Here is a 21,822-nt window from a genome sequence, read left to right as displayed (position 1 = left end):
CAGTCATGGCCTGCCGAAGCGCTGCACACCCCAGACGAGGAGCAGCGCTTCGGCGGTGATCGTGAAGACGACCGCACCGGCTGCGAAGGGGAGCCCGGGCCAGCCGATCGGTCCCAGAGCGTGCGCGGCCGCCATAGCGGCGACCACGCCCGCAACGGCACTTGCGCCGAGCATGAGGAGCTTCGTCGGCCAGCGCCGCCGCACCAGCAGGCAATAAACGGCTGCCGTGGCGAGAACCCAGCCGACGGCAAGAATGGCAATGAACACCATGACTTGGCGATTCCTTTCGGAACCGTCATGGCCGCACGTCACGTCAGGAATGGTCGCAGATGATGGCTGACGCGTTCAGAGGCCCGCTTCGACCGCCACGCGAATGGCATCTGCGCTGGTGCGCACGCCCAGCGCCTTGAACATCGCGGCACGGTGCATCTTGATGGTGCGTTCGCTAAGGCCGAGTTCCCACGCGATCTGCTTGTTGAGCTTGCCCCCGGCCATCATCAGCAGGATTTCGCGCTGGCGGCTGGTAAGGCCTGCGATCTTGTCGAGCGCCGCCTGGCGACGCACCGGCGGGGCATTGTCCTCAACCACTTCGACCTGCGAACCGAGGTAGTATTCCACCTCGCCTGCGGCATCGAAGATCGGCGCGACCATCACCGCATTGCGGAACGGGGTGCCGTCCTTCTTGTAGTTCAGGATTTCAACCATCACGGGTTGATGAGCGTGGATGCTGTCGCGCAATTGCTGCGCCAGTTCCGGTTCGGTCCCCGCGCCGCGCAGGAAGCGGCAGTTGCGGCCGAGGATTTCCTCACGCGAGTAGCCGGTGAGCCGACAGAACGCTTCATTGCACGCGACAATGGGATTGTCAGGCAACCGGGGGTTGCTGATGACGGCGGCCACGGAGCCTGCTTCGATCATGTCTGCTATGGGCATATCGCACTCACTTACCAAGTCGTGCGGCCATGTCCAATGTCTTCCCCCTGCCGCCTCTTCCCCTTTGTGCAGGTATCGGGTGCACACCCGCGCTGTCATCTCGTCAGCCTCTTCAGCGAAAGCCCGATATCATGAACGTTATGGTGCGCAACCTTTGCCCGGTCGGAGATGACCACGACGATCACGGGCACGACGGCGATGTTCTCGAAACCGGCAAGCTGCCCGTACCCGACAACGTGCTGGACGCGATCCGCACGTTGATTGCGTGGTCCGGCGATGATGTGACGCGCGAGGGCCTGCTCGACACGCCCAAGCGGGTGGCGCGGGCTTGGAAGGAATATTGTAGCGGCTATGCCGCCGATCCGGGCTTGCACCTGTCGCGCACGTTCGAGGAAGTGGGCGGCTATGACGAGGTCGTTCTGCTGAAGGATATCCCGTTCCAGTCGCACTGCGAACACCACATGGCGCCGATCACGGGCACCGCGTCGATCGCCTACCTCCCGCGCGACCGCGTGGTCGGCATATCGAAGCTGGCGCGCGTGCTGCACGGCTTTGCGCAGCGCCTGCAAGTGCAGGAACGCCTGACCGCCGAAGTGGCGCAGTGCATCCAGGACCACCTCCAGCCGCGCGGCGTGGCAGTGGTGATCGAAGCACAGCATGGCTGCATGACCGGGCGCGGCGTGCGCACGCATGGCGTGACGATGGTCACCAGCCGGATGCTGGGCGTGTTCCTCGACGATCCGCGCAGCCGCCGCGAAGTGCTGAGCCTGATGGGCAGGCCCTGAAGCGCGGCACGAACCGGACAGAACCCTTGCAGATCCGTATCGCCATCATCGGGGCCGGTATTGCCGGCCTCGCCTGCGCCGACGTGCTGGCCGCCGCTGGCGCGCAGGTCACCCTGTTCGACAAAGGCCGCGGGCCGGGTGGCCGCATGTCCACGCGGCGGGTGGATACGCCCGCCGGACAGGCGACCTTCGACCACGGCGCGCAGTACTTCACCGCGCGCGCACCGGCCTTCGCCGCGCGCATGGAGGATTGGGCGCAGGCGGGCATCGTCGCGCGCTGGCCCGAGGCGGGCGAGGACGCCTGGGTCGCGACCCCGGGCATGAACGCCCTGCCCCGCCATCTGGCCATGGCCCACGATGTTCATCAGGGCGCGCTCGTGCGGGCAATGGCGCGCAAGAGCGATGGCTGGCACCTGGGCTTCGAGCAGGGCTCGCAAGGCGGGTTCGATCGCGTTGTCGTGGCGCTGCCTGCCGAACAGGCGGCAGCACTGCTTGGCATGTGCGACCTTTCCTTCGGGCGCGAGGCGGTGGCTTGCCCCTCCGCGCCGTGCTGGATCGGCATGTTCGTGTTTGCTGCAAGGGTAGGCCTGCCGCCGCTGCTGCGCCGCCAGGGCCCTATTGCATGGGCCGCACGCAACAACGCCAAGCCGGGGCGCAGCGGGCCCGAGGCATGGATCGTGCAGGCCGACGAGGACTGGACGCGGGCACGGCTGGAACACGATGCGGCCACCGTGGCGGACCTGCTCCTGCGCGAGTTGGAGACAGCCGCGGGCGAGGCTCTGCCGCCTGTCCTTTCCTCCGTTGCGCACCGTTGGCGCTATGCACGCTCGGGCAACGCCGGGCATGGGTTCCTGTGGAACGCGCAACTGGGCCTTGGCGCCTGCGGCGACTGGCTGGCTGGGCCCCGCATCGAGAGCGCATGGCTTTCCGGCCACCGGCTGGGCGAGACGATGGCCGACTCCCTCGGCCCGGCGCTTGTCGGCGTGGCGGCCCAATGAATTCCCTGCCCAGCCCAGCCCGCTGGCTCGGACTGCTGGGCGTTGCCCCGCAGGCGGCAGCGGTGCTGGCAGCGTTCGATGCCCGGTGGCACTGGGCGGCAGTCGCCGCCGGATGTCTCTATGCCGCACTGATCTTCTCGTTCCTCGGCGGGATCTGGTGGGCGCAGGCCATGTTGCGCGGCGCACCGCGATGGCGCGATCACCTGCTGGCCGTTGCCCCCAGCCTGATTGCCTTCGCAGCCGTGCTGCCGTGGTGTGTCGGCTGGCGCTGGCCGGGTCCGTCGCTGGTCGTACTCGGACTGTGCCTGCTGACGAGTCCGCTGGTCGACCTGTACCTTCGCAGCGCGCATTCCCTGCCCGGCGGCTGGCTGCGACTGCGCATGACCTTGTCGACCGGGCTGGGCCTGTTCACGCTGGTCCTTGCCGTGATCTAGATCCGCTCGATGATGATGGCGGGTGCCATGCCGCCAAAGGCACACATGGTGATGAGCGCGTAGCGACCACCGCGGCGCTCCAGTTCATCGAGCGCCGTGCCGATCAGGATCGAGCCCGTGGCGCCGATGGGGTGGCCCAATGCGATCGAGCCACCGTTTACGTTGACCTTCGCCCGGTCCAGCCCAAGGTCGCGGATCGCCTTTTCGGTGACGACCGCGAACGCCTCGTTGATTTCCCACAGGTCGATGTCCGCAACGGTGAGCCCTGCCCGCGCCAGGGCCTTGCGCGCAGCGGGGACGGGGGCGTTGAGGATCAGGGTGGGGCAATCGCCCTGGTTCACCGCCGTGACGATGCGCGCGCGGGGCTTCCAGCCGTGCTCCTTCAAGCCCGCCTCGGACGCCAGCAGCAGCGCGGCGGAGCCATCGACCACGCCCGAGCTGGTGCCGACGTGGTGGACCGGCTGCCATTTCAGGTCGGGATACTTGCGCTCGATCATCTGGCGCATGGTCGTGCCATCGGGCGCGGCGGCGACCTGTTCCATCGCGACGAAGGCAGGCTTGAGCGCGGCGAGCGTTTCGGCGGTGGTTTCGGGGCGCGGATACTCATCGTGGTCGAGCGCGAGGGTGCCGTCGCGGTTGTAGACGGGCACGAGGCTGCGGGCGAAGCGGTTATCGTCGATGGCGGCCTTGGCGCGGCGCTGGCTTTCCAGCCCAAGCGCTTCGAGATCGGCGCGGGCGATGCCGTCCATCGCGGCGATGGCATCGGCGGCGACGCCCACGGCGGAAATCGGATGCTCCTCGTAAAGCGCATAGTTGCCGCGCGCGCGGCCCAGCGTGGCGTAAGGGGTGCCCTGGTCCCAGCCGTCGGCTTCCTGGTGATGGCTCATCATCTCGGTGCCGCCTGCGATCACCACGTCCTCGAACCCGGCCATGATCTGGCCTGCGGCGAGGCCGACCGAGGTGATGCCGCCGCCGCAGAAGCGGTCGAGCGTCATGCCGCTGGCCTTGATGTCATAACCCGCCCACAGCGCCGAGAGGCGGCCAAGATCGCCGCCCTGCTTGCCGCGCTGCTGGCTACACGACCAGATGATGTCGTCGACGCGCGCCGTATCGAGCGCATTGCGGTCGCGGATCGCGCGCAGTACCGAGGCGCCAATGTCCTGCGGGTGCAGGTGCGCCAGCGCGCCCTTCCCGACCTTGCCGATCCCGCGCGGGGTGCGGACGGCATCGACGATATAGGCTGCAGTCATGCGGGCGTCCTTCAGGGCGTGACGATCGGGAACAACGCTTCGGGCCGGTCGAGCCAGCCGACAAGCTTCTGGAGGGCGAGCGGATCGCCTGCCACGGTCGCTTCGCCCGCCGCGACCTTGGGACCGAGCGGCTTGCCAGCGAGCAGCGCCGCGACGAGATCGGGATACTTGACGGTCAGCGTGGCGTCCGGCGTGCCGACCACGCCGGGGCGATGGGTGAGCACGCCGTTGGCGACGACCAGCGTGAACGAGGCGTTGCGATCCGGGAAGGTGAACGCGAGGCGCAGCGCGGCATCGCCCACCTTGTCGGGATCGATGCGGGTGGCGAGCACGTCGAACAAGTCGCCGGGCGGCAGCGAGGCGGCGATGGTCGAGCGGCCCACCGCCTCGATCGGCTTGATCCCGATAGTCAGTTCCTGCGCGCCGGTGAGGTACATATTGCGCCAAAGCGCGTTCTCGCTGGCCCACGCCATCTGGCGATAGCAGCGCGCGAGCAAGGCGCGCGCGGCCTGATCGGCGGGGTCGGCGAACACGGCCTTGTCCAGCAGTTCGGCGGCCCAGGGGTAGTCGCCCTTGTCGAATGCGGCCTGCGCCAGTTCGCGCACGCGGGTCGCGCCGCCCATCGCCTCTACGTAACGCTTCCCACCTTCTTCCGGCGGCAGCGGGACCAGATGGACGGGGTTCGCATCGTACCAGCCGAGGTAATACTGGTAGACGGCGCGGGCGTTGAAGGCGAACGAGCCGTAATACGGGCGGTCGTACCATTCCTTCTGCAAGGCGGCAGGCAGCTTGAGCCGGGCGGCGATTTCCGGTCCGGTCAGGCCCTTGTTCATCCAGCGCACCGTCTGGTCGTGGAGGAAGGCATAGGCGTCGCGATGCTTGCCGAGGTAGTCGGTGATCTCGCCCCCGCCGAAGCGGGGCCAGCCATGGCTGGTGATCATCACCTGCGCCCCGGCGAAGAAGTCCATCGCCTCGGTCAGCCCTTGCGCCCAGCCGCGCGCGTTGCGGATCTGCGCGCCGCGCGGGGTCAGGATGTTGTGCTGGGTGACGTTGGCATTCTCGGCAAGGTCGGCAACCTTCCAGTCGGGGAAGCCGAGGTTCATTTCGGCAGGCGCTTCGGTGGATGGCGTGACCTGGAAGCGCACCTTCACGCCATCGAGCACGAGTTCGGTGCCGGTGGTCTCGATCTCCTGCGTCGGAGGAACAAGGGTCTGCGTGCCGACGGGGACGGCAAGGCCGATACCCGAATTGACGGTGCCGGTCGGGCCGGGATCGAGCGGCACGCCGAACTGGTAGGCGGCGCGGCGAGCCATGGCGGGACCGGCGATGACGTTTTCGGAAACCGCCGCTTCGCGGAAGCCCTTGGGCGCGACGATCGGTGCGCCGGGTGCAAGATCGGCCAGAAACGCGCCGGTGCCGCCAAAGTGATCGGCGTGGCTGTGCGTGTAGATCACGGCGGTGATCGGCGCCTTGCCCAGCTTTTCGGCCACCAGATCCCACGCGGCACGCGCCGTTTCGGTGGTGGTGCCGGTGTCTATGACGATCCAGCCCTTGTCGCCGCGCACGAACGTGAGGTTCGATATATCGAAGCCGCGCACCTGCCAGATGCGGTCGGTGACCTTGAACAGGCCGCTCTTGGCAAGCAAACCCGTGTGCCGCCACAGGCTGGGGTTTACGGTATCGGGTGCCTTGCCGCTGGCGAATTTCCACGCGTCAAGGTTCCACACGACGCGGCCATCGGCGTCCTTGATCAGCGGATCGGTGCGCGTGGCGACGAAGCCTCTGCTCGCGAAGTCCTCATCGCGCTTGTCCGCCATCGGCGCAGCGGCGAGCGCGGCGGCGTTGGCGGCCAGCGTGGTGGGTGTGGGAGTGTCGGGATCGGGCGCGGCATGGGCTGTTGTGCCAAGAAGCAGTGCTGCCAAGGCTGCAATACGCGATGAATACATCTGCTGGTCCCCTCCCGAAAATGGCGGGCGAGAGGTTGGTCCTCGCTGCCCGCCGTTCACGTACCGCATCAGGCAGGAAGGGTCAGCGCCTCGTAACGTCCGAGGTGATGATCCGCGCTGCCGAACTGGCCTTCGATCATGGTGGTGCGCTTGAAGTAGTGCGCCGCGGCCAGTTCCATGGTGATGCCGATGCCGCCGTGGGTCTGCGTCGCGTTCTGGCCGATGAAGCGCAGCGAGCGGGCAACCTTGGCCTTGGCGAGGCTGACCGCCGCCTTGCGCTCGGCCGCAGGCAGATCCAGCTTGAGCGTGCCCATGAGGACCATGGATTCGATCTGTTCGACTTCAACCATCATGTCGGCAAGGCGGAACTGCAGCGCCTGGAACTTGCCGATCGGCTGGCCGAACTGCTTGCGCTCCTTGGTATAGGCGAGCGTCAGTTCGTGATGGCGGCGACCGGCGCCCAGCCCTTCGGCGCAGACCGCCATCGTGGCATCATCGACCAGCCGTTCGATCAGGTCGAGCCCGCCGGGCAGCAGCGCGTCACCGCCGACGGCGACGTTTTCGAAGTAGACTTCGCTGGCCATGAAGCCGTCGACCGTCGGGTAATCGCGGCGGGTCACGCCCGCAGCCTTCGCGTCCACGAGGAACAGTTCCACGCCATCACGGTCCGCGCCCGAACCGCCGGTGCGCGCGGTGACGAGCAGGTGCGTGGCCCACGGTGCGGCATAGACCACCGCCTTGTGGCCATTGAGCACGTAGCCCGCGCCGTCCTTCCTCGCGGTCGTCTCGATCCGCGCGAGGTCGTAGCGGCCCTTGGGCTCGGCATAGGCGAAGGCGAAGATCGCATCGCCGCCGATGATCTGCGGGATCAGCGCTTCAGCGTGCGCGCCACCGGCATACTTGAGCGCATTGCCGCCGATCACCGCAGTCTGGAGGTACGGCTCGATCGCGATGACCTTGCCCAGTTCTTCCATCACGATCATGTTCTCGATCGCGCCGCCGCCCATGCCGCCGTGTTCCTCGGCAAAGGGCGCGGACAGGATGCCGAGGTCGGTCGCCAGCGCCTTCCAGATGCCGGGGTCGCGGCCTTCGGGGCGGGTCAGCATCTTCTTGCGGGTTTCGAAGTCGTAGGTGTCGGCCAGGAAGCGCGCCAGCGTGTCGCGCAGCATGTCCTGCGTTTCGGTAAAGCTCAGGTCCATTGTATCTATCCTCTCGTCCGGTCTCGTCTGCTTCAGCTCAGAGGCCGAGGACCATTTTCGCGATGATGTTGCGCTGCACTTCGTTCGACCCGCCATAGATCGTGGTCTTGCGCATGTTGTAGTAGCTGGGCGCGGCGCGGTTGGCCCATTCGGGGCCGATCGGGTGTTCGTTGTCGCCTTCGCCGAAGCCCCGGAAATAGGGCGCGCCGTAGTGGCCCGCCGCTTCCAGCACCAGTTCGGTGATGCGCTGCTGGATTTCCGAACCCTTGATCTTGAGCACGTTGGCCGCAGCGCCCGCATCCTTGCCCGCCGCTTCATTGGCCAGCGTGCGCAGCTCGGTGAATTCGAGCGCGGTCAGGTCCATTTCCAGCTCTGCCACCTTGCGGCGGTAAAACGGATCGGCGAGCAGCGGCTTGTCGCCGTCCATCTCGGTCATGGCGATGTCGCGGATCTTCTCGATCCCGCGCTTCGAGGCGGCGACGCCCGCGATCCCGGCGCGTTCGTGCGCAAGCAGGAACTTGGCGCAGGTCCAGCCCTTGTTCTCTTCATGGATGCGGTTGCCGACGGGCACCTTGACGTCTTCGAGGAACACTTCGTTGACTTCGTGTTCGCCGCCCAGCGTGATGATCGGGCGCACGGTGATGCCGGGCGTCTTCATGTCGATCAGCAGGAAGCTGATGCCTTCCTGCTGCTTGGCATCCGGGTTGGTGCGGACGAGGAAGAATCCCCAGTCGGCGTGCTGCGCCATCGTCGTCCAGGTCTTCTGGCCGTTGACGATGTAGTGCTGGCCATCATCGGTGAGGACCGCGCGGGTGCGCAGGCTGGCAAGGTCGGACCCGGCGCCCGGTTCCGAATAGCCCTGGCACCACCAGTCCTCGCCCGACAGGATGCGGGGCAGGAAGCGGGCCTTCTGTTCGGCGGTGCCGAAGGTGTAGATCACCGGGCCGACCATGGTGATGCCGAAGGGCATGATGCGGATGCAGTCGGCGCGCGCGGTCTCTTCCGACCAGATGTAGCGCTGCGTGGCGGTCCAGCCGGGGCCGCCATATTCGACGGGCCATGCCGGCGCGATCCAGCCCTTCTTGGCCAGCACGCGGTGCCAGGAGAGGAAATCCTCCTTGGTCAGATCGTCGCCTTCGTCCTGCTTGCCGCGCAGTTCCTGCGGGTAGCTTTCCGCGATGAAGGCGCGGACTTCGTCGCGGAAGGCGATCTCCTCGGGGCTGAATTCCAGGTCCACGGCAGCTCTCCTGATCGGGCCGACCCTTGCCGGTCGGCGTTGTTTAATCGTCCGCTTGAATATCACGAAAATCGGGGCTGGAAAGGTGGAGAGATGCCACTGAACGCAAGGGCAGGCGCGGATTTCCGCGCCGCGCGAGCATTCCCTAACGTCACCCGTGCGCGACTTTTTTCATGACGGCGAGTTAATCCGCCTCCCACCGCGCGGAGAGGCGAATCGGCGCATTGGCAAACGATGGTTTTTGCAACGCCATCGCGGCGCAGGATCTTTGCCGGCATAGCAGCGCTTCCCGCGATGGCGCTCGCCACGATGGCCGTCGGCGGGTACTTCGACGGGCAGGCGATCCACTATCTGGAGCCGACGGCCCCGGCACGCAGGGACGAGGCCGCCGTGTTCCTGTCCGGCGACATGGGGTTGCGTCTTGGCGCCGGCGAAGGCGCTGTCGAGCGCCTTCGCGCCAGCGGACTGCCGGTGCTGACACTCAATTCCTCCGCGCTGTTCGTCCGCGCGCGCGATCGCGCCTATGTCGATACGCTGCTGGCGCAAGCCATGCGCGAGGCGCTGGCGCGACCGGGCGTGCGCAAGGTGGCGCTGGTCGGAAACTCGTTCGGCGCGGACATTCTGGCCACCGGCGTGGGCAGCCTGCCGCCCGAGTTGCGCGCGCGGATCGCGTCGGTGGTGCTGGTCGTGCCGGGCACCGAGGTCTACTTTCACGCCAACCCCAGCGGGCTGTTCTACACCGGCACGCCCGACAGCGATCCGCACCGCACGGTGCGCCTGCTCACCGGGCTGCCCGTCACCTGCATCTATGGCCTGCGCGAAGACGACACGTTGTGCCGCGCGCCCGAATTGCGCGGTGCGCGGCGCGTGGCCATCGACGACGGCCACCTGATGCTGCGCAAACATGCGCTGCTCGCCCGCTGCGTGATCGACGCCGCGCTATCTCCGCCGCCCCCAATGGCTTCCCCCCCATCAGACTGAGTCCGATACCATGCCCCGGTTGCGCAAGTTGCTGCTGACCCTGCTGACGATCTTCGCCACACCCGCTCTCGCCCACGCCCGCTTCGCCGGGGGCGCCGGCGATCCGTTATGCGGCGCGTGGCGCAACGACGACAATTCGGTCGCGGTGCGCATCGACGCCTGCGGCGGGAAGCTCTGCGGCACGGTCACTGCCGCCAATGCCACCGCCATCGCCGATGCGCGCGGCGGCGGCACCGACCGGCTGATCGGCACGCCGCTGCTTGAAGATTATCGCCGCGATGGGCCGAACCACTGGAGCGGAACGGTGTTCGTGCCCGACCTCGGCCATCGCTTTTCCTCGCACATCACGCTGATCGACCGCGATCATGCGCGCATCGCGGGCTGCCTGCTGGGCCGTTTCGTGTGCCAGTCGGAAGTATGGCAGCGCCAGTGAACCACATTGCCACGCTACCCACGCGCGCGCCGTTCGAATGGCGTCGCGCCGCCGTCATCGCCGCAGCCTGCGCGCTGGTGCTGCTGGTGCTGACGCTGGTTGGCCACCTGCTCGACGGGCTGCGTCCCATGGCGGTCGTGGTGGCTCTGCGCGGTATCCGCCCCGAACGGCTTGCGGAAGCGGTGATGCTGACGACGGCGAGCTATCTGCTGCTGACCTTCTACGACCGGCTCGCGCAGCGCATGATTGGCGTCCATGCACCGCTGGGAGTGACGATGCGCGCGTCGTTCACCAGCTATGCCCTGTCCCACACGCTGGGGTTCGGCGCGATCACCGGCGGGTCGGCGCGCTGGCGCATCTACGGCAAGGCGGGCCTTTCCTCCCGCGCGGTAGCGGCGATCGTCGCGATTGCCGGAACCGCGTTCTGGATCGGCGTGGCCATCGCCAGCGCGGTGGCGATGCTGGCGATGCGCCACCCGATGATCGTAGCAGACCTGACGATAGTGCCGCGCTGGGCGCATCTGGCCGGCGGAGCGCTGCTGGTGGTGCTTGCCGCGCTGGGCCTTGCCGCCCGGCTGCGCCGGCCGCGCTGGCTGGCGCAGCGGCTTCCGGCGGGCGCGGCGCCTGCGTTTTCCAGCCTCGTGCTGCTCGCAGTCGTCTCCACGGCGGATCTGGCTTGCGCCAGCCTCGCGCTGCACCTGCTGCTGCCCCACGCAAGTGTGCCCTTCGCGGGGTTCATGGTGGCCTATACGTTCGGGATCGCGCTGGGACTAGTGCTGCACGTCCCCGGCGGGCTGGGCGTGTTCGAGGCGGTGATACTGGCTGCGTGCGGCGCGCACGCGGGCGATGGCGATGGCGCGGTGCTGGCCGCGCTGCTGGCCTACCGCGCGATCTACTACCTGCTGCCGCTGGGACTGGCGCTGGCGCTCAATGCCGCGATCGAGGGCGGTCCCGCGATCGCGCCCGCATCGCGCGTGCTGATGCGGATCACGGCACCCGCGCGCCGCGTGGCCCTTGCGCTGAGCCCGGCGTTCTTCGCGGGGATGAGCTTTGCGGGCGGCAGCGTGCTGCTGCTGTCGGGCGCGCTGCCGGCCGAGCACGACCGGCTGCACGACCTGATCCACCTGTTGCCGCTTCCGTTCATCGAAACGTCGCACCTTGCCGCCAGCCTTGTCGGCACCGGACTGCTGCTGGTGGCCCCCGCACTGGGCCAGCGCCTCGCCAGCGGGTTTCGCGCAGGACGCGTGCTGTTCGTGCTGGGCGCCATGTTCTCGCTCGCCAAGGGGCTCGACTTCGAAGAGGCGATGGTGATGCTGGCCATGGCGGCGCTGCTCCACCTCGCCTCGCCCGCCTTCTATCGCGGGCGAACCGGCGCGTTTTCGACGCACAACCTGCCCTGGCTGGTCGCAGCCTGCCTCGCGGTGGCCGCGGCGACCGCGATCGGGGCGATGTTCCATGATGCCGACCATTTCCGGTCGGACCTGTGGTGGCATTTCGCGCTCTACGGCGATGGCCCCCGCGCGCTGCGCGCCAGCTTCGGCGCAAGCGTGCTGGTGGGCGCCTTCACCTTGCGCGAATGGATGACGCGCCCACGTGCGACCGGCGGGATCGCCGAGCTGTCGCCGCAAATCGCCACGCGCGCGCTAGCGGTTTCGGCGCGCAGCGACGCCGCGCTGGCCTTCACCGGCGACAAGCGCTTCCTGATTGGGCGCGAAGGCGATTGTTTCGTCATGTTCCGGCCGCGCGGGCGCACCTGGGTCGTGATGGGCGATCCCGTCGGGCCGCGCGCGCGCTGGAGCGAACTGGTCTGGGACTTGCGTCGCCTGGCAGACCTGAGCAACGCGCTGCTGTGCTTCTATCAGGCTAGCGAGGCGCTGTTGCCGGTACTGGTCGAGCTGGGACTTTCGGTGATGAAGTACGGCGAAGAGGCGATCGTGACGCCCGGTGCGTTCACCCTGCAAGGCCCGAAGATGAAAAGCCTGCGCAACAGCCGGGCGCGCGCAGAACGCGACGGGCTGACGCTGAAGATCGTGCCCGCGCGCGACGTGCTACGCTGGCTGCCGCGCCTCCAGCCCATATCCGATGCCTGGTTGGCGGCGCAAGGTGCACCGGAAAAGGGCTTCAGCCTCGGCCGGTTCGATGCAGCATACCTGACCCGCTTCGACATGGCGGTGGTGCTGCGCGGCGGCGAGCCCGTCGCCTTTGCCAACCTGTGGCAGTCGGGCGACGGTGCCGAAATGTCGGTCGACCTGATGCGCCAAGCGGGCGATGCACCGCCCGGAACGATGGACTTCCTGCTGACCGGGCTGATCGAACACGCGCGCACGCGTGGCTTTGCGCGCTTCAATCTGGGGCTGGCGCCACTATCGGGCCTGCCCGGCGGGCGGCTCGCGCCGTTCTGGGCGCGGCTGGCGCGCGTCGCGCACGACATCGGCGGTGCGATGTACAACTTCGCGGGGCTGCGCTTCTACAAGCAGAAGTATGCGCCACATTGGGAAAGCCGCTACCTTGCCTGCCCGCAAGGCCCGGCGGGATTCTTCGCCGTGGGCGCGGTGATCGCACTGGTTTCGGGCGGTGCACGCTGATGGTGCAAATACGGCCCCGGATCGCTCCGGGGCCGCCGTTGCGCAATCGATCAACCGGATCAGAGGCCCGAGCCTGCGGTGCAGGCAGGGTTGGGACCGGCTTCGAGATAGACCGTCTTGCCGTTCACGCTGGTCGTGGCGCTGGTCGGCAGCGCGGCCGCCGTGGTGGGCAGGCCGTTCTGGATCCACAACTTGCGCGAGGAGAGCGCCGAACCGTCCGCCGACTTCTGCGTCGAGCGGCGCAGGAAGGTCTCGCGGATGGCCACGCGCCAGGACAGCGGCAGCGGGGCAAGGCCCATCTGTGCCTTGAGCCCCAGCGCGGCGGTGGTCGTGCCAGTGAACATGTTGGCCGACACCGCATTGCCATCGCCATCGGCGCGCACCCAGCCCAGCGAAGCGTTCAGGAACGCCGCCAGCGCATTGCGCGTGGCCGGGCTGGCAAAGCAGGTGCCGCTGACGAACTGCGTCGTGCCGGTGATCGGATAGCCGACCGCCGGGTTCGCCAGCGTAGAATCGCCCGAATAGAGCGCTTCGTACCAATCGAGCGGGTTCGAGCGGCTGAACTGCCCGCCCTTCACGTAACGGCCGCTGGCGTCGGATTCGGGCGGGACGATCTTGGTCCCGAAAGCCGCGGTGGCGGTGGTGGCGGTAGGCATGCGGAATACCGGCTTGGCCGTGGCGTTCGACAGGCCTTCCTCCAGCGCGGCGGCGTGCAGCTTCTGCCCGGCGGCCGGGGCCACGAAATCGGCGCCGATGTAACCAATCTTGCCGTTCAGCAGCACGTTCTCGTCGCTGACCGATGCCTTGTCCGGCGCGAAGTTGATCGCGGCGGCAACCTTGCCCGAGCCGTCGGCGAGGAGGAACTTGCCGACCGTTTCAGCGCCCTTGCTGCTATCGACGACGGTGCCGGTGAAGACCGCGCCGCTGATCAGGTCCGCCGTGCCAGCAAAGCCCGTGCCGCTGGGCTTGTAGGGCGAATCCGCGCGGAACGAGGTCAGGTCGATGTTCGAGGCGGTGCTGTAGGGCAGCGCTTCGGACGCGCTGAGGTACTTGTTGGCGTTGCCAGTGCCCATGATGCCACCGTTGCAGGCAGCCGACAGGTGGCGCGTGAAGATGTCAGTGGTGCCCGACTTGTCGAGGCGCCCGACGAGGCGGATCGGCACGCCATCGACCTTCCAGCGCGCGGCGTTGTCGTCGGTGTCCATCAGCGATACGGCGGTGGTCTTGCTGTTGACCACCTTGGTGTTGAGCGCCTGGATGCGCGCGTCGTTCCAGTTGGTGATGTAGCCGTTGAAGATCGAGCAGTAGACCCGCTTGGACAAGCGCAGGCCGCCCGACTTCACACCACGGCTGCTGATCGGATTGGCGACGTTGAAGACGAGGTTCTTCTTTTCCGCGACGAGGCGACCGTAGACCGGGTTGTAGGCAATCGCCACGGGCAGCACGTAGAGCGGGATCTGGATCGCCGCGCCCGCCTTCTTCGTGGCGGCATTGCCATTGTAGGTCGTCAGGTCCGATGCCGAAATCGGCGAATCCGACATCACGAAATGCGGGTTGGACCAGGTCGTGCCGAAGGCCGAGGGGAAGATCGCGCCGGGCTGGCCGGTGAAGAACGCCGAAGCGTTGATGTTGCGCCAGGCGTTCTTGCCTGCGCCCGACCCTGTCGAGACATAAAGCCCGCCGATGTTCTTCTGGATCGACCGCGTCGCGCAGTCGAACGGCGCGTCGGTGCCGGTGTAGGCGCCTTCGGTGACGGTGGTGGTGGTGCCGTCGTTCTTGCCGACCTTGTTGGTGACGCCATCGGGGCCGACGCAGTTCAGCTCGCGCGGCAGGATGACGGCGATCGAGGAAGCGCCCATGGCGTGAAGTTCGGCGGCAGGATAAGTCACCTGGGCCTGTGCCTGCCCGGCAAAGCCGCCGAACATGGCCGTGGCGGCGAGGAAATGATGCTTACGAAAGTTCATGGGACACTCCTTGAAAAAGCAGCTTGATCCCCCCAGGATGAATCAGGCCATTTCCATGGTGTCAGGTTGCCCCCTGGAGTTGAAACCGGCCCGATTCATCTCCTTCTCGTGGGCTATGGGTGCTTCGTGACAGTTTGGATCCCATTGTGTAGAATGTGACAGCTATTGCGTTCGCTTCCTCGCGAAACGGGGAATTAAGTATTTATAACAGTGCCTTTCGTCATGTTGGCGAAACCATGCCGAAACGTCCATTTCGGCCTGAACTTCGGTTAGGACTTCACTCCGCCACGACGCGTAGCTCCGCCTCCATCGCCTTGCGCATCTCGAACTTCTGCGCCTTGCCGGTCACGGTCATGATGAAGGCATCGACGATGCGGACGTGGCGCGGCACCTTGTAGTGCGCGATGCGGCCGCGGCAGTGGGCTAGTACGTCCTCGACACTGAGCGCCGTGCCCGCGCGCGCGATGATCCAGGCGCACAGCTCCTCACCGAACTTCTCGTCGGTCACGCCGAACACTTGCGCGTCCTGTATGTGCGGGTGGGTGAGCAGGAATTCCTCGATCTCGCGCGGGTAGATGTTCTCTCCTCCGCGGATCACCATGTCCTTGATGCGGCCTGTGATGCGGACATAGCCCTTCTCGTCCATCGTCGCGAGGTCGCCCGAATGCATCCAGCCTTCGGCGTCGATCGCCTCGGCGGTTTTTGCAGGATCGTCCCAGTAGCCATGCATAACGGCGTAGCCGCGCGAGCAGTATTCGCCCTGTTGGCCAATGGGCAGCGTCTCTCCGTCGAGCCCGACGATCCTCGCCTCCGCATGGGGATGGACGCGCCCGACGGTGGCCACGCGTTCCTCCAGCGGGTCGTCGGTGGCGGTCTGGGTGGTGAGCGGACTGGTCTCGGTCATGCCGTAGCCGATGGTGACTTCGCGCATGTTGAGCCGATCCATCACCTGCCGCATCGTGGCGGTGGGGCACGGCGAACCGGCCATGATCCCGGTGCGCAACGTCGAAACGTCATAGTCATCGAGATCGGGCCGGGCGAGAATGGTGATGAACATCGTCGGCACGCCGTAGAGCGCGGTGCAGCCTTCGGCCTGCACGGCTTCCAGCGCCAGCACCGGGTCATAGGCCTCGCCCGGGTAGACCATCGCCGCACCGCTGGTCAGCGCCGCGAGGTTGCCCAGCACCATGCCGAAGCAATGGTACAGCGGCACCGGGATGCAGATGCGGTCGGCACTTGTGAGCCTGATCGTGCGCCCGGTGAAGTAGCCGTTGTTGAGGATGTTGCGGTGGGTGAGTGTGGCCCCCTTGGGAAAGCCGGTGGTGCCGCTGGTGAACTGGATGTTGATCGCATCGTCTGGCGACAGCGCCGCCTCCGCCGCCGCCAGCGCCGCCGCATCGGGTTCCGCACGCAAGTCGTCCCAGCGCAGCAGGCCCGCGTGCGGTTCGTCGCCGAGCGCCACAATGCTGCGCAAGGTTGGCAGGCGCTCGCGGCCGATCTCGCGCAGCATGGCGATGTAATCGCTGGTCTTGAAGCGCGCGGCGGTGACGAGCAGGCTGCACCCGACCTTGTTCAGCGCATATTCGACCTCGCTGGTGCGATAGGCCGGGTTGATGGTGACGAGGATCGCACCGACCCGCGCACTGGCAAACTGGATCACCGCCCATTCGGCGCAGTTGGGCGCCCAGATGCCCACGCGGTCGCCCTTGCCCACCCCCAGCGCGAGCAGGCCAGAGGCGACGCGATCGACTTCGGCGTCCAGTTGCGCCCAAGTCCATCGCACACCCTGATGGCGCGATACGAGCGCCAGTTCATCGCCCCACGCGTCTGCCGCATCGCGCAGCGCCTGGCCGATGGTCTTGTTCAGCAGGGGGACGCCGGTCGCCCCCTGCGCATGGGACAGCGTCAGGGTCATCGCTTGATGTTCACCACTTGCATCTGGGTATATTCGGCAAGGCCTTCTTCGGCCTGTTCGACGCCGAGGCCTGATTGCTTGAAGCCTGCCATCGGGATGTGCGGGCCGATGGCGATGTGCTGGTTGACCCAGACCTGCCCGCTTTCGATGCGGCTGGCGATGTCGGCGGCGCGCTCCACGTCCTTCGACCACACCGAACCGCCGAGGCCGTAGTCGCTGGCGTTGGCGCGGGCGATCACGTCTTCGACGTCGTCGAACTGCACCAGCGGCAGGATCGGGCCGAACTGTTCTTCATCGACGATGCGGTGGCCGTCGGTCACGTCGCGCACGATGGTGGGCGCGATGAAGTAGCCGGCACGCTCCATCGCCTTGCCACCTGCGATGATCGTGCCATCGCGTGCGGCATCTTCAAGGAAGCCCTTCACCTTTTCGAACTGCATCGCGTTCTGGATCGGGCCGATTTGCGTGCCCTGCTCCAGCCCGTCGCCGACGATGGCCGCCTGCGCCAGCCGCGCCAGCTCTGTCGCCATGGCATCGTAGATGTCGGCGTGGATATAGGCGCGCTTGATCGCGAGGCAGACCTGCCCGTTGTTGAGGAAGGCATTTCCGAAGATCGCCTGCGCGGTTTCGCGCACGTCCACGTCATCGAGCACGATGGCCGGATCGTTGCCGCCCAGTTCCAGCGTCACGCGCTTGAGGCTATCCGCGCCACTCGCGGCGATACGCTTGCCGGTGGCGGTCGAGCCGGTGAAGCCGACCTTGGCGACATCGGGATGCGCGGTCAGCAGCGGGCCGAGATCGTTGGCGTCGGCGATCACGTTCACGACACCTGCCGGGAATACCTGCGCACAGATCTCGCCCAGCAGCAGCGCGGTGGCGGGCGTCGTCGGCGCGGGCTTCAACACGATGGCATTGCCCGCAAGCGTCGCCGGGCCGATCTTCCACAGCGCGACCAGCAGCGGGAAATTCCACGCGATGATGCCCACGACCACGCCCAGCGGACGGTGCTTCACCGCGATATAACCGCTCGCGTCGTCCTGGATGATCCGGTCGGGCAGTTCCAGCGTGGCGTAATGGCGCAGGAACCCTTCGGCCCACGCGACTTCGCCATAGGCTTCGGGCAGCGGCTTGCCCTGTTCCTGCGTGATCAGGCGCGCGAAGTCGTCCTTGCGCGCAACGATCGCGTCGGCGAGTTCGACGAGCTTCGCCTGCCGCTCGGGATAGGGAACGCGCTCCCACTGGGGCTGTGCGGCCTTGGCGGCGGCGATCGCTGCTTCCGCCTGCGCGGCCGAAGCGCGCGCGACACTGGCGAACGCCTCGCCCGTCGCGGGGTTGATCACGTCCATCGTGGAATCGCCATCGACGAGCGTTCCGCCGATCAGCAGCTTGTAGTCAGCCATCATGCTCTCCCGGCGGGGAGGCTCTAGCCAGCCTCCCTCGCCCTTTCAGTATGTCAGAACTTCGCGCCCACCGTCACGCCATAGCTGCGCGGGTTGCCGATGTGGTTGTAATCGAAGCCGAAGCCCGCGAGCAGATCGACCCGCGAGGTGAAGTAGAACTTGTTGGCGAGGTTCTTGGCCCAGACCGAGGCGTTGAACATCCCATCGGCGCTCTCCCAGTCGATATGCCCGCCGACCAGCGCATAGGACGACTGGCGCAGGCGGGGGATATTGAGCACTTCGAAGAACTGGCTCGACTGGTAGGCGATCTCGGGGTGGACCGAGACCTTGCCGATGCCGCCTTCGTAGAGCGTGGCGTCGATCCCGGCGTTAAAGGTCAGGGTCGGCGCGTTCGACAGGCGGTGGCCCGCCACGTCGTTGCCGCTGAGCGTGCCCTGCTTGATCTTGGTCGAGAGCAGCCCCATCCCGGCGTGCAGCGTGAAACGGTCGCTCGCGCGCACGGTCAGTTCCGCCTCGCCGCCGAAGATGCGCGACTTGGGGATGTTGAGCAGCGTCTGCGAACCGAGCACCGGATCGACGTTGATGAACTGCTGGTTGCGGTAATCGTAGTAGAACGCCGCCATGTTGAGCGTGATGCGGCGATCCCAGAACTGGGTCTTGGCACCCACTTCGTAGGACGTGACCTTCTCCGCCTTGGCCACCGACAGCTCCGACGGATCGAAGAAGGCCTGCGCGTTGAAGCTTGGGGCACGATAGCCCCGGCTGACGCTGGCGTAGAGCAGGTTGCCATCGGGCAGCTTGTAGTCGAAGCCGATCTTGCCCGACAGGTTGTCGGTCTTGAACCGCAGCGTGGACAGCGGGATGAGGTTGGTCACGAGCACGTCGTCGTAACCGAAGGCGTCGGAGGAAAAGCCGCTCTGAACGCCGGTATCGTGGGTATAACGCAAGCCGCCACGCAGGGTCAGCGCATCGGTGACCTTGTACTTGAGGTCGGAATAGACCGCGAAGCTCTTCTTCACCTGGTCGAACTGGTTGCGCACCTTGCACGCGGCGGGGAACCCGGCGGCGCAGTCCGCAGCGTTGATCACGCCATCCTCGTTGACGTCGAAGTCGGTCAGGATCTCGAACGCGGTCTGGTTGTAGACCTTTTCACGGTTGTAGTACGCGCCGAGGATGAAATCGAACGGCCCGCCGAAATTGCTGGTCAGGCGCAGGTCCTGCGCGAACTGGCTGGCCTTGTCGTAGTAGGGGATTTCCAGCAGGCGAGTGGCCGTCCCGTCGGTGTCCTCGCGGAAGAACAGCGTGCCCTTGTCGTAGCTGGTGATGCTGGTGATCGCGAGGCCGTCGGTCACGTCGATATTCGCGGTGAAGGCGACCGAGGTGGTCTTGGCGCGGCGACGGTCGGGCACGTCCGAGGCGATCTGCCACTTGGAAAGGCCCGGCCGGTTGGTCGCCTCCGGCTGGGCGTAGATGCCGTAGTTATGCGGGTTCTGGAAGCTGTGCGAGGCGCGCAGCGTCAGCTTGACCCCGTCGGTAGGCTCCACCTTCAACGTGCCGCGCACCGCCCATTCGCGGGTGCTGGCAAGATCGGGCATGCCCGGCACCACGTTCTTGAACCAGCCATCGGCGCGCGCGAATGTGCCCGCCACGCGCAGCGCAGCCTTTTCGCCCAGGGCCACGTTGACCGCGCCGTTCAGGTCCACGCGGTTGTAGTTGCCGTAACCTGCGTTGATATAGCCGCTGGTCTCACCCAGCTTGGCCTCGCGGCTGATGATGTTGACCGCGCCGCCGGTGGTGTTCTTGCCATAGAGCGTGCCCTGCGGCCCGCGCAGCACTTCGACGCGCTCGAGGTCGTACATGGCGACGCCGAGGAAGGCGAAGTTGCCCTTGTAGACTTCGTCGTAATAGGTCGCGACGGGGCTGGACTGGTTGAGGCTGTAGTCCGACATCGACACGCCGCGCAGCGCGAAGATTGGGGTGTTGTCACCCACGATCGAGGTCAGCTGGAGGTTGGCGACCTTGGTGACGAGGCTGTCGACGCTGGTCACGCGCGACTTCGACAGGGCATCGCCGCCGATGGCGGAAACCGAAATCGGCACCGACTGCAGGCTTTCGGCGCGCTTGGTCGCGGTGACGACGATCTCGCCCGGCGCGGCTTCCTCAGCCGATGTGCCCTGCGGGGCAGCTTGTGCCATCGCCGAACTCGTGTTGAATATGCATACTGCGGCAATCCCGGCCAGAGCATTGGCGCGGATGGTGCGGTCCCTCATGAGTGTGTCCTCCCGTTGGAGCGGATGAGCCTGGCGTTCAGTCCTGCGAGAACCCTGCGACCAGGCGCGCTCTTGTAGCGGCGCGCTCAAGGCGCAGGGGGTGACGCCGGAGCTGGCCGATTTCCGCCGGGGTATAAGGGCGGAAGTCGGCCGGAACGTGCTCCGGATCGAAGCGATAAAGTGTCCAGTTGACGAGATTGGCGAGCCGCGTGTCGTCAAGGTTGACGGTCGACACGCCCGGCACGCGGGCGAGAAACTCGCGCCCGCCCGGCACGGCAAGGAAGCGCGCGACGACGCCGTTCATCGGCGGGTTCGAGCGATCATCGCCGCTGCCGTCGATGCGGTGGCAGCCCTGGCACTTGAGGATGTAATCCACGCGCGCCTGCTGCGGGTTGGGCACGCCGCGCATGGCGGCCTCTCCCGCCGTGGCCCCGACACCGACGGCGAGCCCCGCCAGCGCGAGGACCAGGGCGGAGAGGCGACGGTTCACTTGCCGCCCGCCCCGGCATGGAGCGCAGCAACCTGCGCCGAGGACAGCGCTGCCCCGTCCTTGCGCACCTTGGCCACGTCCGCCTCGGCGAAGGGCTTGAAGGCGGAGCCCGCCTTAGCCACCTGCCCGCCGACGTGGTTGAGCACGGCGGCGGTGGAAGCGTCGTCCAGCCCTTGCGCGGGCATCATGCCGCGATACGGCTTGCCTTCGACGGTGATCGGACCGTTGAGGCCCTTGATCACCGCCAGCACCAGATACTTGCGACCGTTGGGGCTGTTGGCGAGCGTGCGGAAATCGCTGTTGAGCGGCGGATAGGCGCCCGGCACGCCCGCCCCGGTCTTGGTGTGGCAGGCCGCGCAGCGGTTGAACACGGTGGCGCCATCGGGCGCGGCCATCGCGGGCGTTGCGGCCAGCGCGAGCGCAGCGAGAGCGAGGCGCTTCACTTCGGCTGCTCCAGCGCGACGCCGACGATCACCGCGGTCGAGCAGTTGTAGACGCTGCTCTGCGTGCCAAGGCACCAGTTGTAATCGTTGTTCGACTGCGGGCGCACCTGCGGTCGGTCGCCCTCGTTGCGGTTGCACATGCACTGCCCGCACGACGAGGTGCCGCAGCAATCGTTGTAGCTGATGATGTAGGCGCGGTTGTCGGCGGGGTTGGTGCAGGTGCCGATCCAGGTGATGGGCGACATCTCGGTGCCCGGCGGGCACGTGCTGACCGAGCCGCCGCAACAGGTGCACAGGAAGCCGTCGATCGCGCAGTAGCGCCAGTAATCGCAGGACTTGCGGTCACCCGGATCCTGCGGATTGCCCGTGGCATAGGGCGTGTGCGTGCCGCCGTCCCCACCGCCATGCGGCGAACCGCTGGCGGCGCGCGCCACGGGCAGGACGGGAAAGGCCGCTGCCCCGGTAATCGCTGCGCCCAGCCACGCCAGCGTGCTGCGGCGCGAGGTGCGGCGGGCGACGCCGCGCGAGAGGCGTTCGGTCAGTTTGTCGAGGGTGCCCATGG

At 66.9% G+C, this 21,822-nt stretch carries 19 protein-coding genes; 6 read left to right on the top strand and 13 right to left on the bottom strand.

Translation table 11 applies throughout. The features are described 5' to 3' along the window. Positions 1-3: 3 nt before the first annotated feature. Entirely contained in the window at positions 4-270 is a 267-nt protein-coding gene (locus tag K3A84_RS15940) for a hypothetical protein (protein WP_225010344.1), read from the bottom strand. Positions 271-345: 75 nt separating this feature from the next. Next, positions 346-930: a PAS domain-containing protein gene (locus K3A84_RS15935; RefSeq protein ID WP_225010343.1), complete on the bottom strand. Its 585-nt coding sequence runs from the start codon at positions 928-930 to the stop codon at positions 346-348. 140 nt (positions 931-1,070) lie between these two features. On the opposite strand from K3A84_RS15935, the gene folE reads away from it, so the two are divergent. The 3 genes from folE to K3A84_RS15920 are packed head-to-tail and all read left to right on the top strand — an operon-like array spanning position 1,071 to position 3,147. Then, positions 1,071-1,715: a GTP cyclohydrolase I FolE gene (folE, locus tag K3A84_RS15930; protein WP_404823174.1), complete on the top strand. Its 645-nt coding sequence runs from the start codon at positions 1,071-1,073 to the stop codon at positions 1,713-1,715. 26 nt (positions 1,716-1,741) lie between these two features. After that, on the top strand, positions 1,742-2,713 hold the full coding sequence (locus tag K3A84_RS15925) for an NAD(P)/FAD-dependent oxidoreductase (protein ID WP_263626348.1): 972 nt from the start codon (positions 1,742-1,744) through the stop codon (positions 2,711-2,713). Further along, on the top strand, positions 2,710-3,147 hold the full coding sequence (locus K3A84_RS15920) for a DUF3429 domain-containing protein (RefSeq protein WP_225010341.1): 438 nt from the start codon (positions 2,710-2,712) through the stop codon (positions 3,145-3,147). The genes K3A84_RS15925 and K3A84_RS15920 overlap by 4 nt, the downstream gene beginning before the upstream one ends. Here the strand turns inward: K3A84_RS15920 and K3A84_RS15915 are convergent. The 4 genes from K3A84_RS15915 to K3A84_RS15900 all read right to left on the bottom strand — a co-directional run bounded on the left by K3A84_RS15915 (position 3,144) and on the right by K3A84_RS15900 (position 8,779). Continuing rightward, positions 3,144-4,397 (bottom strand): acetyl-CoA C-acetyltransferase, encoded by a 1,254-nt coding sequence (locus tag K3A84_RS15915; RefSeq protein ID WP_225010340.1) that lies wholly within the window; start codon positions 4,395-4,397, stop codon positions 3,144-3,146. The genes K3A84_RS15920 and K3A84_RS15915 overlap by 4 nt on opposite strands. Positions 4,398-4,408: 11 nt before the next feature. After that, on the bottom strand, positions 4,409-6,319 hold the full coding sequence (locus K3A84_RS15910; protein WP_225010339.1) for an alkyl/aryl-sulfatase: 1,911 nt from the start codon (positions 6,317-6,319) through the stop codon (positions 4,409-4,411). A gap of 92 nt (positions 6,320-6,411) precedes the next feature. Further along, on the bottom strand, positions 6,412-7,542 hold the full coding sequence (locus K3A84_RS15905; protein ID WP_225010338.1) for an acyl-CoA dehydrogenase family protein: 1,131 nt from the start codon (positions 7,540-7,542) through the stop codon (positions 6,412-6,414). 37 nt (positions 7,543-7,579) lie between these two features. After that, a complete protein-coding gene (locus K3A84_RS15900) occupies positions 7,580-8,779 on the bottom strand; it encodes an acyl-CoA dehydrogenase family protein (RefSeq protein ID WP_225010337.1) in 1,200 nt (399 codons plus the stop codon). Positions 8,780-9,073: 294 nt separating this feature from the next. On the opposite strand from K3A84_RS15900, the gene K3A84_RS15895 reads away from it, so the two are divergent. The 3 genes from K3A84_RS15895 to mprF are packed head-to-tail and all read left to right on the top strand — an operon-like array spanning position 9,074 to position 12,778. Continuing rightward, on the top strand, positions 9,074-9,760 hold the full coding sequence (locus K3A84_RS15895; protein ID WP_225010336.1) for a virulence factor: 687 nt from the start codon (positions 9,074-9,076) through the stop codon (positions 9,758-9,760). A gap of 10 nt (positions 9,761-9,770) precedes the next feature. Continuing rightward, a complete protein-coding gene (locus tag K3A84_RS15890) occupies positions 9,771-10,193 on the top strand; it encodes a DUF2147 domain-containing protein (RefSeq protein WP_225010335.1) in 423 nt (140 codons plus the stop codon). Continuing rightward, positions 10,190-12,778, top strand: coding sequence for a bifunctional lysylphosphatidylglycerol flippase/synthetase MprF (gene mprF / locus K3A84_RS15885; RefSeq protein WP_225010334.1), 2,589 nt, complete (start codon positions 10,190-10,192; stop codon positions 12,776-12,778). The genes K3A84_RS15890 and mprF overlap by 4 nt, the downstream gene beginning before the upstream one ends. Before the next feature lie 59 nt (positions 12,779-12,837). On the opposite strand, the gene K3A84_RS15880 is transcribed toward mprF, so the two are convergent. The 7 genes from K3A84_RS15880 to K3A84_RS15850 form a co-directional block, all read right to left on the bottom strand. Then, positions 12,838-14,637, bottom strand: coding sequence for a substrate-binding domain-containing protein (locus K3A84_RS15880; RefSeq protein ID WP_404823173.1), 1,800 nt, complete (start codon positions 14,635-14,637; stop codon positions 12,838-12,840). A 382-nt stretch (positions 14,638-15,019) separates the two neighbouring features. Beyond that, complete coding sequence (locus K3A84_RS15875; RefSeq protein WP_225010332.1) at positions 15,020-16,657, bottom strand: AMP-binding protein; 1,638 nt, start codon at positions 16,655-16,657, stop codon at positions 15,020-15,022. Next, entirely contained in the window at positions 16,654-18,057 is a 1,404-nt protein-coding gene (locus K3A84_RS15870) for an aldehyde dehydrogenase family protein (protein ID WP_225010454.1), read from the bottom strand. Before K3A84_RS15870 ends, K3A84_RS15875 begins: the two co-directional genes overlap by 4 nt. 53 nt (positions 18,058-18,110) lie before the next feature. Continuing rightward, positions 18,111-20,327 carry a TonB-dependent receptor gene (locus K3A84_RS15865; protein ID WP_225010331.1) on the bottom strand — a complete coding sequence of 739 codons (2,217 nt, stop codon included), beginning with the start codon at positions 20,325-20,327 and terminating at the stop codon, positions 18,111-18,113. Between the two features lie 37 nt (positions 20,328-20,364). Further along, a complete protein-coding gene (locus K3A84_RS15860; RefSeq protein ID WP_225010330.1) occupies positions 20,365-20,817 on the bottom strand; it encodes a cytochrome C in 453 nt (150 codons plus the stop codon). Next, on the bottom strand, positions 20,814-21,260 hold the full coding sequence (locus tag K3A84_RS15855) for a c-type cytochrome (protein ID WP_225010329.1): 447 nt from the start codon (positions 21,258-21,260) through the stop codon (positions 20,814-20,816). Before K3A84_RS15855 ends, K3A84_RS15860 begins: the two co-directional genes overlap by 4 nt. Further along, positions 21,257-21,820, bottom strand: coding sequence for a methylamine dehydrogenase light chain (locus tag K3A84_RS15850; RefSeq protein ID WP_225010328.1), 564 nt, complete (start codon positions 21,818-21,820; stop codon positions 21,257-21,259). Before K3A84_RS15850 ends, K3A84_RS15855 begins: the two co-directional genes overlap by 4 nt. Positions 21,821-21,822 lie beyond the last annotated feature (2 nt).

The sequence above is a fragment of the Novosphingobium percolationis genome, from assembly GCF_020179425.1.
In the GTDB taxonomy this organism is placed as follows: Bacteria; Pseudomonadota; Alphaproteobacteria; order Sphingomonadales; family Sphingomonadaceae; genus Novosphingobium; species Novosphingobium percolationis.
This window is presented reverse-complemented; position numbering and strand designations above follow the sequence as displayed.